We start from the raw sequence: 13,292 nt of genomic DNA, 5'->3' as shown, positions 1-13,292 counted from the left end.
TTATCCTAATTTTTGAATGATAGCGTCAGTGAAGGAAACCGTCGTGCCTTTACCACCCAGGTCGCCCGTACGCGCGTTCACGTCAGAAAGAGCCGCAATCAGCGCCTTCATAATAGCATCTGCCTTCGCACTTTCGTGGACGTGTTGAAGCATCATCACAGCGGACTGTAACAAGGCTGTCGGATTGGCTTTGTTCTGGCCCGCGATATCTGGAGCTGATCCGTGAACGGCTTCAAAGATCGCCGCTTTTTCACCGATGTTGGCGCCCGGCACGACCCCAAGTCCGCCGACTAAGCCGGCGCAAAGATCACTTAGGATGTCGCCATAAAGATTTTCGGTAACGATCACATCGAACTGTTGTGGCTTGGTAACCAATTGCATGCAGGCGTTGTCTACGATCACATCTTTTGTTGTGATGTTGGGATACTGCCAGCCCACTTCCTGCGCGACCTTCAGGAAAAGACCGTCTGACATTTTCATGATATTTGCTTTGTGAACAATGGCGACTCGGTTTTTACCAGTGCGTTGAGCCAGGTCGTAAGCGTAGCGGGCAATGCGCTCAGAGCCTTTGCGTGTAATACGTTTGATGCTCTCAGCGGTATTTTCGTCCACCATGCGCTCGATACCAGCATAAAGGTCTTCCGTATTTTCGCGCACGATCGTCAAGTCAACGTCATTGCAGACGCAGTTGACGCCCGGTAAAGAGCGTACGGGGCGAACGTTGGCGTAAAGATCAAACTTCTGTCTCATTGTCACGTTGATGGATTTGTGACCACCACCAACCGGTGTCGTCGTAGGACCTTTAATGGCCAGCTTCGTTTGATTAATGGAATCCACCGTTGTTTGCGGAAGAAGATCACCCAACGTATGCAAAGCCACTTCACCAGCTTGATGCTCTTCATACTCAAATGGAGCTCGAACATGTTTAAGAACGCGGATCACCTGAGTCATGATCTCAGGGCCGATACCATCACCAGGAATCACTGTGAGTTTAGTCATTGCCAGAAGCCTTTCTATTTAATGCATCTGGTTCTAGCACATCCGCGCGCAGACTGGCAGGGGGAGTTTTTTGCTCCCTACCAGGAAGGTAGGATGTGGGATTAGATATGAGGCGGCCAGGATTTCCCGATTGGGAGAGCGCCCGAGAGTCTCATTTTGAGACTTGCTATTTTACTAAAGCAAGCCCTGGACCAAGTCGTTTGGAGCCGTTTTGCACCACACTTTGCGGCGACGGGGTGTTAGCTTTGTTTACACCAGTAAAAATTAATAAATTCATATATTTAAGTGTGTTTTTAGCGCCTGTCCCTGAACGAGACATCGCGATTTAAACGACACCTAAAATTGCCCTAAATGTTCGCAGAGGCAACTAAAGGCTCGTCATTTTAGGTACTTATACGTGAGTTTGGGGAGGCCGAGGGCTTGGTCCCGTCCTTGTATTAGAAACCAGTGTGGAGGTCGCTCTCATGCTGAAGTGGCTTGGGACCGCATTGGTCCTTATTACAGTTATATCGATTCAAGCCTGTGCGCCGAAGTCACAAGAGGACTGCGGCTTCGTGCAAAACGTATATGGCGAACGGGTCTCCTGGAAAAGCGACGTGCCAGTGACCATGTACATCCACGCGCAAATACCTGACTCTATGGTTCCAGCAATTGTTCGTGCTGCCGACACTTGGGAAAAGACGGCGGGTCGCAAACTTTTTAATATCGTCACATCGACTCGTTATACGGGGCCCATCAATCCGCATAAGGATGGCGTCAACGTGATCTATCTGATGTCTTCTTGGGAGGACAATCGCGCTTCAGAGCAGGGGCGCACGAGCGTCTACTGGATTGGGGACCTGATTAAAGAAGCGGATATCCGCTTGAATGCGGCTGATTTTGGCTTCTATTGGAATGGTCAAACTCTGACTCGTGCGGCGAAGGCGGATCGCCAAGGCTCTGCGCCGGTGAATATCGAGGCCCTTGTATTACACGAGATGGGGCATGTTTTAGGTCTTAAGCATAAAGATGGTTCAGGCTCCGTGATGGCCACGTATTTAGCGGCTGGTGATGATCGCGTGATTTTGGCGGGCGTCGATCAATCGGCCCTTCAGTGCGAGTATTAAGGCGCTCAGCATTGTAAAAACTTTATGTAAGATTATTTAAGTTGTTGGATTCGAAAAAAGGTAACTAGACTTTGAGTTCTGCGCTTCGTGCAGGGTGAAGGAGAGCAAGATGAGAGTGATCACACTTGATAAAAACGCGAAAGTGGAAACGACAGTGGATTCTTTTTTGGGCTCTCTGGAAGAAGCTTCTCCGGTGGTTCACAAGTCTTACCATGAGCTCTCAGACACACCCGTTGTCGAGCAAGATTCTTTGAATCAGTTGCACGCCAATATCGAGATGCTTGCTGATCTTCAGGCACGTCTGTCCTTTTTGATGCGCGAAGTGCGCTACTTGATGAAAGTTTAAGAGCACTTTCATCCACCAAAGGTGGAAAAAATACGCACTACGAACTTGTGTTAGATGACAGACCTCTAATAACCAGATCTAATTTCCATTATGGGAAAAGATCTCGGAGAATTCCGAACTTATATTCAAAGTCATTTCGAAAAATGGGGATTCACAAAGGCCGAAAGCGAGATCGGTCTTCTCATTTTGCGCGGGATGAGTCTTCGCGAAATCGCGGGACAACGGGGAACGTCTGAAACAACGACCCGTCAACAAGCTTTGAGTCTCTATAAAAAGGCCTCCGTGGACGGGCGGCATCAGTTATCTGCATTTTTCTTAGAACAACTGTTGGTGGGTGGCGGTCCTAAGCCTTCCGGTCGAGCCGATTAAAATTGCCTTTAGGAATCTGAAACACAACCCAATCGCCATTGCGTTCGCGAGTCATGCCTTCCGTGATAACGGGTTGATCAAAGACAAATTCTTCTCTGAAAGTCTGAAAGTTGGAGCTGCTCACAGTCTTGCCGCTGTCTTCGTCTTCGATCTTATCTTTAAAGGAACGTTGTCCCGTGATCGTGGCCTTGTCCTTTTGAATACTGACTTTAACAGCGTCTTTTTCGTGCTCGGGGACGTAAGCTTTTAAAATATAGAAATCAGAGTTTTCCTGAAGCTGACTGCCGCGATCCTCTACTTTGTAAAACGGATCATTTTCTTTTCCGGCATAGCGAGATGCGGCCTTTGTGAAATCCTTGCGGGCTTCACCTAATTCGCGAACATAGCGTTGGGTCTGAATGTCCAAGGCTTCACGTTGGGCATCTTCATTTTTTGCGTACAGGCTTTGGAAGCGTTCATTTTGTGTCTTCAGGGTTTCTTCATTCGCCTTCTTGTTATGCATGATGCGTTCGGAATACTGCTGATTGACGCGTTCTTCTTTCGAAGCCCAATGCTTTTGTTGCTGGTCGTAGCGTTTCGCGGACATCTCGTTGAGGCGAGTCAGCTTCTTTTCCTGCTGCTGCTTTTCAAACGAGATTTTTTCATCACCGCGCTGTTGGGTCTCCGCGAGTTCCTTCTCATTGCGGGTGCGCACTCGTTCGTGTGAATATTTTCCGCGCTCCACTTCGCCGGTCAAAAGAGCATCGTTCTGTTCGCGCTGGCGTTCCAAGCGCTTCTCACTGAAGTCATTGATCTGCTTCATGTCCTGATTGTATTTTTGCTTGGCGCGACTGATGTCTTCGCCGCTTCGTGTGCGGATGTCCTCGACACGGGATTGAGCCGTGTCTTCGATGTCTTTGACTTTTTGACGAGCATCATTTTGCGCTTCCGCCACCGCGGCCTGGCGCTTTTGGCGAGTGTCGGATAATTTCTCGTCGTAATTTTTTTGTAGATTTTGGGTGCGCGAGTTGTAGTTTTCCATCAGACGTTCGCGCTCTTGCGCGGCTTCCTCGGCCATATCTTTTTGCCGATTGCGAATGTGGTTGATGGCGGCTTCATTCTGCTCGCTTAAAGCATCTTTTTTATCAGAGTAGTGATCTTTGATGTCGGCCAGTTGCGCTTCGTTCTCTTTGATAACCTGTTTTCTTTTGCGTGAGTAATCCGCTTGAAGGTCATTCAATTCGGCTTGCTGGGCTTTGCGCTGTGAACTGTCGATAGAAGACATGCTCACAGTGTATCAAATCAAGACGATTCCATTAAGGCGCAGGCGTTTCAGGCGCGGGAATCTGGCCTTTGGGGTTGGGACACAAAGGTTGAAAGTCACCGGTTCGGCCATAGCAGCGCCAGGTATCGATGTAAGTGACGTATTCGTCAGGAGCCACGGGGTAATAATAGCGGTACTGCGCGGGATCCAAAGTGCTTTCCACCAGACGGAAGTCGGGCGCGGGTTTCGCGGGGTCCGTGGATACTTTTGAGATCTTTAAAAGAAATACGCGGTACTCAGCCTGAGACAAGCTGGGGCTTAAAAACAAAAAGAAAGCCGACAAGAAAACTCGATATTTCACAAGTCCTCCTATCGGCTTTGCGGTGGGAAACTTAAAAACCCTTCGCTCGTCCTCAGAATAGCATCACAGCAATGCTTTGCATTATTTTTCCCAAAGAATGTCGATTTAGAACTCTAAGAGTTCGACAGAATTTACCAACATAGACCGTTTCAACAAAAACTGTCGAAGTTTTAAAGGTACCTGCTTCCCTTTGTGCTAAAAAGGGCGCAGGTATACACCCGCTTCCTTTTTAGCACAAAGGGAAGCAGGTACCTTTTCAGTGTTTGTGTTCGTTGTTGGCGCGGACGGTGTTTTCTACGATGTGGAAGTAAGCTCGGACAAGCATTTGATAGGATTCAGAGTCCAAGGCTTGAAGATAGGCCATCTTTTCGAAATAGGTTTTTTTTGCGATCAATTCTGTCATGACGTCTTGGACTTTTTTCATCTTATCAAAGCTGTAAAAGTCTTTGTCGTCTTTCACTTCCTTCAGAACTTCCGCGATCTCTTTGTTGTCAAAAAGAACATGAACACCCATGGCTGAATGAGAAAGCAGAGCTTCCATTCTTTCCAAACTTGTCTCTTCTATATTGACCAAGCGCGCCTCCTTGCGACGTCTTAACTCCGATGGTGAGGAATAAATCTTCCCGTTGCAAGACCAAAAATGAGACTATGACGGACCTTGTCGATTCTGCTTTTTTTTAAGTTGTTGGGGATCGCAAATATTCCGATAATAGAACGTGTGAAGGATGCGAAAAAATATGGCGAAAACTAAATCCCGTGCGAAGAAAAAAACCACCAGTGCCTCTGAAAAAGAGTACATCGTCGTCGATGAAGCGGCGGGACTTATTTTTGATTCCGAGACGGATCTTTACGGCTATTTCCAGTCAGCTATCGATAAACTCGAGACAGAGTATCAATCTTTACGAAGTCCTGACGATTATAATGACGAAGAGCAAATTGCCCTAGAGCATTATCTTGAGGCGACCTTAGATGAACCTGATGAAGTCTGGATGGACGATAAAACTTTTGAAGAGTTCCCGGTTTATCACTTTCTCAAGAATATTGATCAAGGCGATGAAGCCTTTAAGTATGTCGCGGTGGCCTATGTGTCATCTGAAGACGAATATCCGACCTTTGTATTTATCCATTTCCCGACAAAAGACAGCCGTTTGTGGCAAAACTATCAACGCGGCGAAATGGCCTACGACAAAAATTTCGAGACTGTTGCTGAAGGCGCCATCGAAGGCGACGCTTTAGGCGAAGGTGATCCGTTGGCCATGGGGCTTTATTTGGCCATGTTGAAGGTGCGCGGGGAAAAAGACATTCCTCAGGATAAATTCCCGGAATTTGCCGCTCTTCGCGAAGAAACCATCGAAAGCGCCGATGAAATTTGGCGTAAGAATGATTTGGATGGGAATGTTCTGGTCAGCTTTATCAAGGAATTTCCCGATCACGAAAATGTGAAGGATCTTGCCTATATTGCTGTCACTCAAGAGGACGAAGATTCAAACGTGCATTCGTTGCTATTTTCTTTCCCGACAACGGATCGCACGCTGGTGGATCGTTATCGGCAGGGAGAGAATCTGCAGGCCGACGAAGTCTCTCAAGAGTCTGCTCACTAGTTCGGTTTTAAAAAATTTGATATTCCAAAATGAAGAAAGCGTACCTTGGGGGTACGCTTTTTTTGCTTTTTGAGGGTGAGGGGGATCACCTTCGCAAGCTCTTCTTTTTAGAAGCAGTAGTTGTTGGCCATCGAGACGAACTGAGATGTTGAGTAACCTTGGTTCAAGTAGTTAGCGAAGGGATGCAAGGTTTTTAGAACTCCTGCGCGGGCAGAACCGTTGGTCTCGTAGGCGTAGTCTGCGGGATTGGCATAGAAAGCGGGAAGAAGAAGGTCCAGAGCATTCAAAGCTTTGTTAGAGCTAGAGTCGTAGTTTGTGACTTTAAGAACGTCGTATTCGCCTTGAGTGTCTTTCAGATTCACCAAGATGTTTACGGCGCTGAAGAAAGTTTGCGGATCAGTGACGCCCAAAGCGGAAGCCACGGTGGCAACATCAGACCAGCGCATTGTTGTCATCCAACCCGTCAAAGCTTGACCTGTTGTGGGGTGAACGATGATGAATTGTAAAGGTGTATTGTCCAACTGCGTGTTGCCGTTGGAATTTGCCAACCATTTCCACATCGAGATGTAAGAAGAATCGCTTTTGAAAGTGGCAGGCAAAGAAGTCAAACGAGCATACACATAGTCCATGCGCACATAGTTGCTTGAATCCGTGTAGGCTTTAACTTTCGCTGTGATGTCGTTGGCAGAGCGTTGATTGCAGTAAGCAACAGACTTGGTAGTTGAAGTCGTAGTGTCAGTGACGCGGCTTGAAAAATCCGAAGATCCTGCCGTGTTTGAGGAACCGCAAGCAGTTAAAAGTGCGGTCGCAGTCAGTGTCAGGATCGTGGTTAGAAGTTGTTTTGAATTTTTCATAAAGCCCCCTATGCCATAGTACTAAAGCAACGGTGGTGCCATATTTCACTCTGAAACAACGCTGAATTTCTTGTGATTTCAGTTACTTATAAGAAGGTCTCTTCTCACACTGAAACGATCTCAAAGTGAAGCGTCAAACTTCTGGGGGAGTGCCGCACAGAGAGCGTCACTTTTCGTCGTCCATGAACTCTTCACGCTGAAACACAGACCCGTAGGGAGCGACTAATTCGCGTTTCCACCAGACGCCTTCTTTGCGAAGTTCAGAGAAGCTTGAAAACTTATACTCGTAACGAAGAAAGCGCAGAGCTTTTGGCGGTTGGCCTTTGAAAGGATCTTTCGCAAAAAGCATCAGAACATCGGGTGAACCTTCAAAAATCCGAGTCAAAAGATTTTGCAGCCACAGATTTTCATTGAAGGATTCAAGAGCGGCAAACCACATTTGCCAATCCAACCGCGGTTGGTGAGGAGCAACCACTGTCGGCATGCGTTTTAATGAGGTGGGCTTGTGTTTGAACTCATAAGCTTCCCAGTGGACGCCATCATTGCTGCCCTCTAAAACAATTTCGGGGCGCACGCGGGTCATCACAGCAAACAATCCGTACGGATTGGAAATGCGGAAGGGATAAAGGAAACGCATGTAGGGAAGCATGAAGTCCCAGGCTTTGGATTTTTCCGCCAAACTTTTCCCAATCCAAAAAAGAGACGAAGGGACTACCAGCAGCAGAGGCACCAAAGCTATGGGCGTTGATATCGCGGTGTTTTCAACCCAATTAATTTTAAAACCCCAAGTGGAGTCAGGCAGAACTCCCAGACACAAGCCGATGGTCAGGATGTTAAAGAAGCCGTAGTTGCCCGTTAAAAGAATCAGCACCTGCAAAAGCACCAAAAGTATCACGGCCGCTGTTTGCAAGGGGCCTGGATAGAAAATAAAAAAAGGCGTGACGAGTTCGATAAAGAACATTGTCAGTGTGCTAAAACGTTGAACGCCAACCGGCAGTTTGTGAGCGAAGTACGCCAGCGGGGTGGGCAGGGGTTGCGTCCAAAAATGATAGGTGAGCGCCGTTAGGTCTTTCCAGTAAGGATCTTTGTTGGCGAGCTTCACGACGCCTGACAAGAACATCAATTTGAATAACAAGAAAAGAACCAGGAAATACACAAGGGGATGTAAAACATGAGTGCCTAAAGGGATCCATTCCCAGGTGAAAGGCGCAAAGAACAAACCCAGGAAACCAAATTCAAGAAGCAGGCTGTCCCACTGATAACTTAAAAACAATTGGCCTGCACTGACGAAGGAAAGATAGCAGACAAAGCAGAGTAAGAGCATAAAGCTTTGACTGAATCCCAAAAAGGCCAAAGACGCGGCCGTCATTCCTATAAAACACACGGCTTTTAAAGCCAGGTCGGACGAGAAAAACCAAAACACGGAAGGAACGTGATAAAAACGCTCCGCTCGCATTTCTTTGTCCAAAAGATTTAAAAGGTGATCGATCGACAAAATTCCCTGGCGTCCGTACAAGCCTAAAAGCTGTGGCAGCAAAGATAAAAAGGCTATGAAATAACAAAGACTCAACGTCTTAGAAAATATCCAGCTTGAGATGTTGTAGTCTGTTAATAGCATAGATTTTTTTGATTACGCCTCGCCGATTTCAACCCAGGTAATTCCGTCGCCGCCGCTTTCCGGTGAGCCCGCTTTCCATTTCTTCACATAAATGGATCGTGACAAATAGGTGCGTACGGCTTTTTTCAAAGCTTCCGTGCCATGTCCATGGATGACTTTCAGGCGGTCTTCGCGCGATGTCGCCGCTTTGTCCAAAGCCACTTCCAGTTCGGACAACGCATCTTCAACGGTTTTTCCGCGCAGATCCAAAGTGCGATCTTCATCGGCTAAAGCCACGGTGAAAGAAGAACTTTGGCGGACCAACTGCGACGTCGGATTTTGCGGCTTGCCCGGAGGTTTTAAATCCTGCCAGTGAATTTGCAAACGAACAGAACCCGAAAGAATTAAAACTTCACCCTTGTTATTAGGCGTACTTTGCACTAAACCATCAGAGCTTAACGTCGGCACATAGACTTTAGAACCTGGGGGGAATTTTTTTGCGAACTCTTCCGCATTTTCCGGTGCTCCAGGCTGGGTCACAGGTTTGGCTTTCACAATTTCCGGAAGTTTATATTTAATTTCCTGCAAAGCGGTGTGGCGTTTGAAGGTTTCTGTGACCTTGGCTTGGGCAATGGCCTCTTCCACCTTGCGTTCGGCTTTTTTCAAAGTTCTTTGCAGCCACTCTTCCTTGTCTTTATTGAACTGCTCTAACAAACCTTCATATTTGCGCTTCATTTCCAGCGCTTTGTTGGTTTCTTTTTTTAGATGATCCTGAAGAAGGCCGATGTCCGATTTAAGTTGTTCAATCTGTTCTAAACCTTCAAGGCGCGCGCGCGTTGCCGGGGCCAGAACATCCAAGGCTCGCTGGACAATCGCTTGCGAGACGCCAACGCGTTTTGCGGTTTGGATTGCCAAAGAGTCACCGGGAATGCCCGCGATAAACTGATAAGTCGGGCGACCCGTTTTGGGATCATATTCCAGACTGCCGTTAAGCACGCGACTTTCTTCATCCCATCCGGATTTCAAAGGACCTAAGTGAGAGGTGATTACGGCAAAAACGTCATTGGTTGAAAAACTTTCGATAAAGCTTCGGGCCAGGGCGCTGCCTTCCTCGGGATCTGTTGAACCGCAGATTTCGTCAATCAGAATTAAATTTTCACGGCCCTTCATTGCGGCCGCTTTGCTCAGAATTTTTAAGTGAGCCGCAAACGTGCTGAGTTCTTCATCCACGCTTTGCGCGTCACCGATGCCAATCAGAATATCTTTGAAGAACGGAAGTTTTGAAGTTTCACTGGCACAAATAGGCAAACCACAGCGAGCCATTTGCGCCGCTAGGCCAATTGATTTCAACAAAACCGTCTTACCACCGGCATTGGGGCCCGATAGCAGCAAGATGCCTTTTTTACCCTCTAAAAGAACCGAGTTTGAAATCACTTTTTTGCCGGACAGTTGCAAAAGCGGATGGCGTGCTTCGATCAGTTCCAGAGAGTCGATCGAAAACTCAATCGGGTGCGCTTCGATCAGTGTCGAAAACTGCGCCTGCGAAAAACGCACGTCAGCTTCTTCCAGCAATTCGCGCGTCACTTCAATCTCGCCGGCCTTTGCGGAAAGATATCTGGACAGCTCGGTAAGAAGTCTTTCGATTTCATCTTCAATTTCCACTTCGATCTGACGCAGCCGATTGTTGGTCGGGATAACACTTTCAGGTTCCATAAAGACGGTTTGTTTCGTCTGAGAAGAACCATGGATCACTCCCGGCAGATGATGTTGCATACCACTGCGAACCGGCAGCACCCAGCGGCCGTCACGAGTGGTCACGTATTTGTCCTGCAGAACGTTTTCCATCTGATGAGCTTTGACCAAGCGATCTAGCGTCGTTTGGACTTCGCGAGCCAGGCGTTCTTTTTCTTTGTAAAGGCGATAAAGAGTTTCGCTGGCGTCGGCACGAATTTCCCCGCCCGGGGTTAGAATCTGATCGATGGCAGAAAGGGGCTCGTCGGCTTTCATCAAGCTTTGCGCCAGTTTTCGTGCCCAGGCATTTTCAATCGGGGACAGAGCTTCTTTGAGCGCTAAAGCTTCCAAACAAAAACTGCGCACGTCTTTGATCTCAAGTGTTTTTAAGACGGCTTGTTTTTTCAGGCGGGTGATCCACGTCGAATACAGATCCAGGCTTTGCATAAAAGGGCGCACGCCTTGATTTAAGACTTCTGTGGCATCAGCAATTTCCTGAAAACTTGCATAGGCCTGTTCTTTAGACGTCAAAGGTTTGGTTTCCATGACGGCTTCGCGGCCCGCTTCGCTTGTGGCATGCGAGCGAATTTTTTCTAAAATTTCAATCCAATCAAGAACGACGAGATCTTGCATGAAGAGCTCCTTGAGTAATCAGCGTCACCAGAACAAGCAGTAAAAGAACCCAGTCCCAGTGGCCCCATTGTGTGTAGAAAGTCAGCGGCGAATTATGTAAATACTTTATCACGAACTGCCCACTCCATTCTTGATGAAGAGGCGATTTTTGTAGAACATCACCATTGGCAAGAACCGCCGTGCTGATTCCCGTATTGGTCGAACGCACCAAAGGACGTCTGACTTCAATTCCCCGCGCCAGGGTCATGTAAAGATGTTGATAAGGTTCAGCGTGATCGCCGAACCAAGAGTCATTCGTGACATTCACCAGAATGTCAGCGCCTTTTTTGGCAAGACCGCGGGAAAATTCGGGGTAAAGTCCTTCATAACAAATTTGACCTCCCCAGCGAATGGCCTCGTGGCGATAGTTCCAAGTCATGATTTCCGGGCCGTTCCCGCGGCCGAAGTTGGAAACGAAAGGTAAAAGTTTTAATAGAAACGGGAAGCGCTCGCTGAACGGAAGGTACTCGCCAAAGGCCAGCAGCTCTGTTTTGCGATAGGGTTTATCCAAATTATTGGTTTGGGCATCGACAATAAAAAGACCGTTGAAAGTGGACGTATCTACTTTCTCGTCGGTTTTTTCGTCTTTGGAGTAGGCCCCTGTGATCAGGGGTTTTCCGAACTGCATAAGGCCTTGTTTCAGAATTTCCGTGTGCTTTCGTCCCAGAAGATGTTGATCCAGGTAGTCAGGGAATGCCGTCTCGGGCCAAACAAAGATGTCGGTGCCGGGAAAGCGTTGATGAGCTTCCGCTGTCAGACTGACAAACTTATTCGTGATGGCTTCCTGATAGCCCTTGCCTTGCTCGGCATAGACTTTTTCCAGATTGCCGATGTTGGCCTGCACGATGGTGGCTTTGATTTCTCGGTCAAAGCGATTCCATTCTTTTCCATGGAAGTGACCGATACCTACCAATGCCGCAAAGGATAAAGTAAGAAAACTTAATTGGGTCAGCGCCTTTTTGACAAAATTCTGCTTAAGCCAGATGTATCCCACCCAGGCATTGAAAAGCAGAACGATCGAGGAAAGTCCCAAAAAACCCACGATGTCAGCCAGTTGATAAGTGGGAATTTTCGCCCAGAAAAACGTATAACCCAGATTCCAGTCAAAAATGACCGGCCAGACTCGCTCTAGCAAGGACTGCAAAATAGCGATGATAAAAAGGCTGGGACCGGCGTTCAGTTTGAACTTCAGGCGAAGCCAAGTCCCTGCGGCAACCGCGACTGGAATGTAGAGATGCATGAACGCACAAAAAAGTAGCAGGGCCACGACAGAAAGTGACCAAGGAATTTGCCCGAATTCATGGGCGGTGTAGGCGATCCAGTGAAACCCGATGAGGCTCAATAGGAATTGAGTCACCCACGCTGCCCAGAAGGAGTTCTTCACCGACTTGCTATCTTCGGTCGCATAAAGCCAAAGCGGAGTGTAACAAAAGATCAAAGCCCACGGGGGAAAGGGAATGTAGCTTGTGCCGACAAGAATGCCCGACAGAATCGCCCAACGAAATTCATAGGCTTTCTGCTTGAAAAATTGAATCGTTCTCTTCATCATGGTATTAGTAACACAAAGAGTGAGTGAGTCCACTGTGAATTTATCAACGAAATTGAAAATCCGATGTCCCTCTTGCGCGAAACTTTACGAAGTTTCGAGTGACGATATTCATTCGGAAACGCCACTTTTTCAGTGCATTTCTTGCGAGACGCGATTCAGTTTCGAATATCCGCCATCGGACGTTAACAATGTCCTGTGTTTTGCAGTGACGACGTCGGCTCCCGAGGCATCGCTGGCAGAGGAAAGAGTGGCCGCTAGTGCCGCTCAGCATCAGGAGTCTTTTTCTGTCGAGCCCGGCTCGCAGGAAATGAAGTCCTGCCCGAAGTGCGGGGCCTTAAACGGGCGTCGCGCAAAAGAGTGTTATTCATGTCATGTTCTTTTTGAACGCTTAGAGGGCCTGCCTAAAGACCCAAGTCTGAAAGCTCAGCCCAGCTTGGTGCGCAAGTGGAAGAACCTGGTTGAAAATTTTGAAAACGCCGAATTGCATGATGAATTTATTCGCGCCTGTCATGAGCTGGATGCGCTTCGCTTTGCTACGTTGAAGTATGAAGAGCTGAAGGCGGCTCAGGGCGGGGATCCCCAATGTGATGCGATGATTGCGCGAATCAACAGTTTGATGATGGTTGGTCTTGCGCAAAAGCCGGTCTCTTCGGCAAAAGCTCAGAACCCAGCGCGTCCGAAATGGCAAAAGTACATGTACTGGGGGCCTTTCGGTCTGAGTGCCTTTTTGATTTTGTTGGGAATGATCAATCTTGGCCATCGCAATCTTATCGGTGTCGGCGTAGCCTTGGCTTTTATGTCGGCGGGATTGATGATCATGATTCGTGGAAAGATCTCTCTTTCCGATTTCGTTGATTGATATCG

At 47.8% G+C, this 13,292-nt stretch carries 13 protein-coding genes; 5 read left to right on the top strand and 8 right to left on the bottom strand.

Annotated features, from left to right (window positions below; translation table 11 throughout):
* Nucleotides 1-999 carry an isocitrate/isopropylmalate family dehydrogenase gene (locus OM95_RS04110; protein WP_041870609.1) on the bottom strand — a complete coding sequence of 333 codons (999 nt, stop codon included), beginning with the start codon at nucleotides 997-999 and terminating at the stop codon, nucleotides 1-3.
* Between the two features lie 464 nt (nucleotides 1,000-1,463).
* Between OM95_RS04110 and OM95_RS04105 the strand changes: the two genes are divergently transcribed.
* The 3 genes from OM95_RS04105 (at nucleotide 1,464) to OM95_RS04095 (ending at nucleotide 2,820) form a co-directional block, all read left to right on the top strand.
* Entirely contained in the window at nucleotides 1,464-2,105 is a 642-nt protein-coding gene (locus OM95_RS04105; RefSeq protein ID WP_041870607.1) for a matrixin family metalloprotease, read from the top strand.
* Between the two features lie 109 nt (nucleotides 2,106-2,214).
* Nucleotides 2,215-2,451 (top strand): hypothetical protein, encoded by a 237-nt coding sequence (locus tag OM95_RS04100; RefSeq protein WP_041870605.1) that lies wholly within the window; start codon nucleotides 2,215-2,217, stop codon nucleotides 2,449-2,451.
* Between the two features lie 90 nt (nucleotides 2,452-2,541).
* The gene (locus tag OM95_RS04095) at nucleotides 2,542-2,820 is read left to right on the top strand and encodes a helix-turn-helix transcriptional regulator (RefSeq protein WP_291515547.1); all 279 of its coding nucleotides are present in this window, start codon (nucleotides 2,542-2,544) and stop codon (nucleotides 2,818-2,820) included.
* Here OM95_RS04095 and OM95_RS04090 read toward each other — a convergent pair.
* The 3 genes from OM95_RS04090 to OM95_RS04080 all read right to left on the bottom strand — a co-directional run bounded on the left by OM95_RS04090 (nucleotide 2,795) and on the right by OM95_RS04080 (nucleotide 4,998).
* Nucleotides 2,795-4,084: a hypothetical protein gene (locus OM95_RS04090; RefSeq protein WP_041870603.1), complete on the bottom strand. Its 1,290-nt coding sequence runs from the start codon at nucleotides 4,082-4,084 to the stop codon at nucleotides 2,795-2,797. The genes OM95_RS04095 and OM95_RS04090 overlap by 26 nt on opposite strands.
* Before the next feature lie 31 nt (nucleotides 4,085-4,115).
* Nucleotides 4,116-4,424 (bottom strand): hypothetical protein, encoded by a 309-nt coding sequence (locus tag OM95_RS04085; RefSeq protein WP_291515546.1) that lies wholly within the window; start codon nucleotides 4,422-4,424, stop codon nucleotides 4,116-4,118.
* 256 nt (nucleotides 4,425-4,680) lie between these two features.
* Nucleotides 4,681-4,998 carry a hypothetical protein gene (locus OM95_RS04080; RefSeq protein WP_291515545.1) on the bottom strand — a complete coding sequence of 106 codons (318 nt, stop codon included), beginning with the start codon at nucleotides 4,996-4,998 and terminating at the stop codon, nucleotides 4,681-4,683.
* Nucleotides 4,999-5,161: 163 nt separating this feature from the next.
* Between OM95_RS04080 and OM95_RS04075 the strand changes: the two genes are divergently transcribed.
* Nucleotides 5,162-6,025, top strand: a complete 864-nt coding sequence (locus OM95_RS04075) for a PBECR2 nuclease fold domain-containing protein (protein WP_291515544.1) — start codon at nucleotides 5,162-5,164, stop codon at nucleotides 6,023-6,025.
* A gap of 107 nt (nucleotides 6,026-6,132) precedes the next feature.
* On the opposite strand, the gene OM95_RS04070 is transcribed toward OM95_RS04075, so the two are convergent.
* From OM95_RS04070 to lnt, 4 genes are all read right to left on the bottom strand, one after another.
* The gene (locus OM95_RS04070) at nucleotides 6,133-6,879 is read right to left on the bottom strand and encodes a hypothetical protein (protein ID WP_041870599.1); all 747 of its coding nucleotides are present in this window, start codon (nucleotides 6,877-6,879) and stop codon (nucleotides 6,133-6,135) included.
* Between the two features lie 166 nt (nucleotides 6,880-7,045).
* Nucleotides 7,046-8,497, bottom strand: coding sequence for a lipase maturation factor family protein (locus OM95_RS04065; protein WP_041870597.1), 1,452 nt, complete (start codon nucleotides 8,495-8,497; stop codon nucleotides 7,046-7,048).
* 12 nt (nucleotides 8,498-8,509) lie between these two features.
* Nucleotides 8,510-10,840, bottom strand: coding sequence for a Smr/MutS family protein (locus OM95_RS04060; protein WP_041870595.1), 2,331 nt, complete (start codon nucleotides 10,838-10,840; stop codon nucleotides 8,510-8,512).
* Nucleotides 10,818-12,428 (bottom strand): apolipoprotein N-acyltransferase, encoded by a 1,611-nt coding sequence (gene lnt / locus OM95_RS04055; protein WP_291515543.1) that lies wholly within the window; start codon nucleotides 12,426-12,428, stop codon nucleotides 10,818-10,820. Before lnt ends, OM95_RS04060 begins: the two co-directional genes overlap by 23 nt.
* Here lnt and OM95_RS04050 point away from each other — a divergent pair.
* Nucleotides 12,427-13,287 (top strand): hypothetical protein, encoded by an 861-nt coding sequence (locus OM95_RS04050; protein WP_291515542.1) that lies wholly within the window; start codon nucleotides 12,427-12,429, stop codon nucleotides 13,285-13,287. The genes lnt and OM95_RS04050 overlap by 2 nt on opposite strands.
* Nucleotides 13,288-13,292: the final 5 nt, after the last annotated feature.

The organism is Bdellovibrio sp. ArHS (genome assembly GCF_000786105.1).
Taxonomy (GTDB): Bacteria; Bdellovibrionota; Bdellovibrionia; order Bdellovibrionales; family Bdellovibrionaceae; genus Bdellovibrio.
Note: the sequence above shows the minus strand (reverse complement) of the source record. Positions and strands in the feature narration are given on the sequence as shown.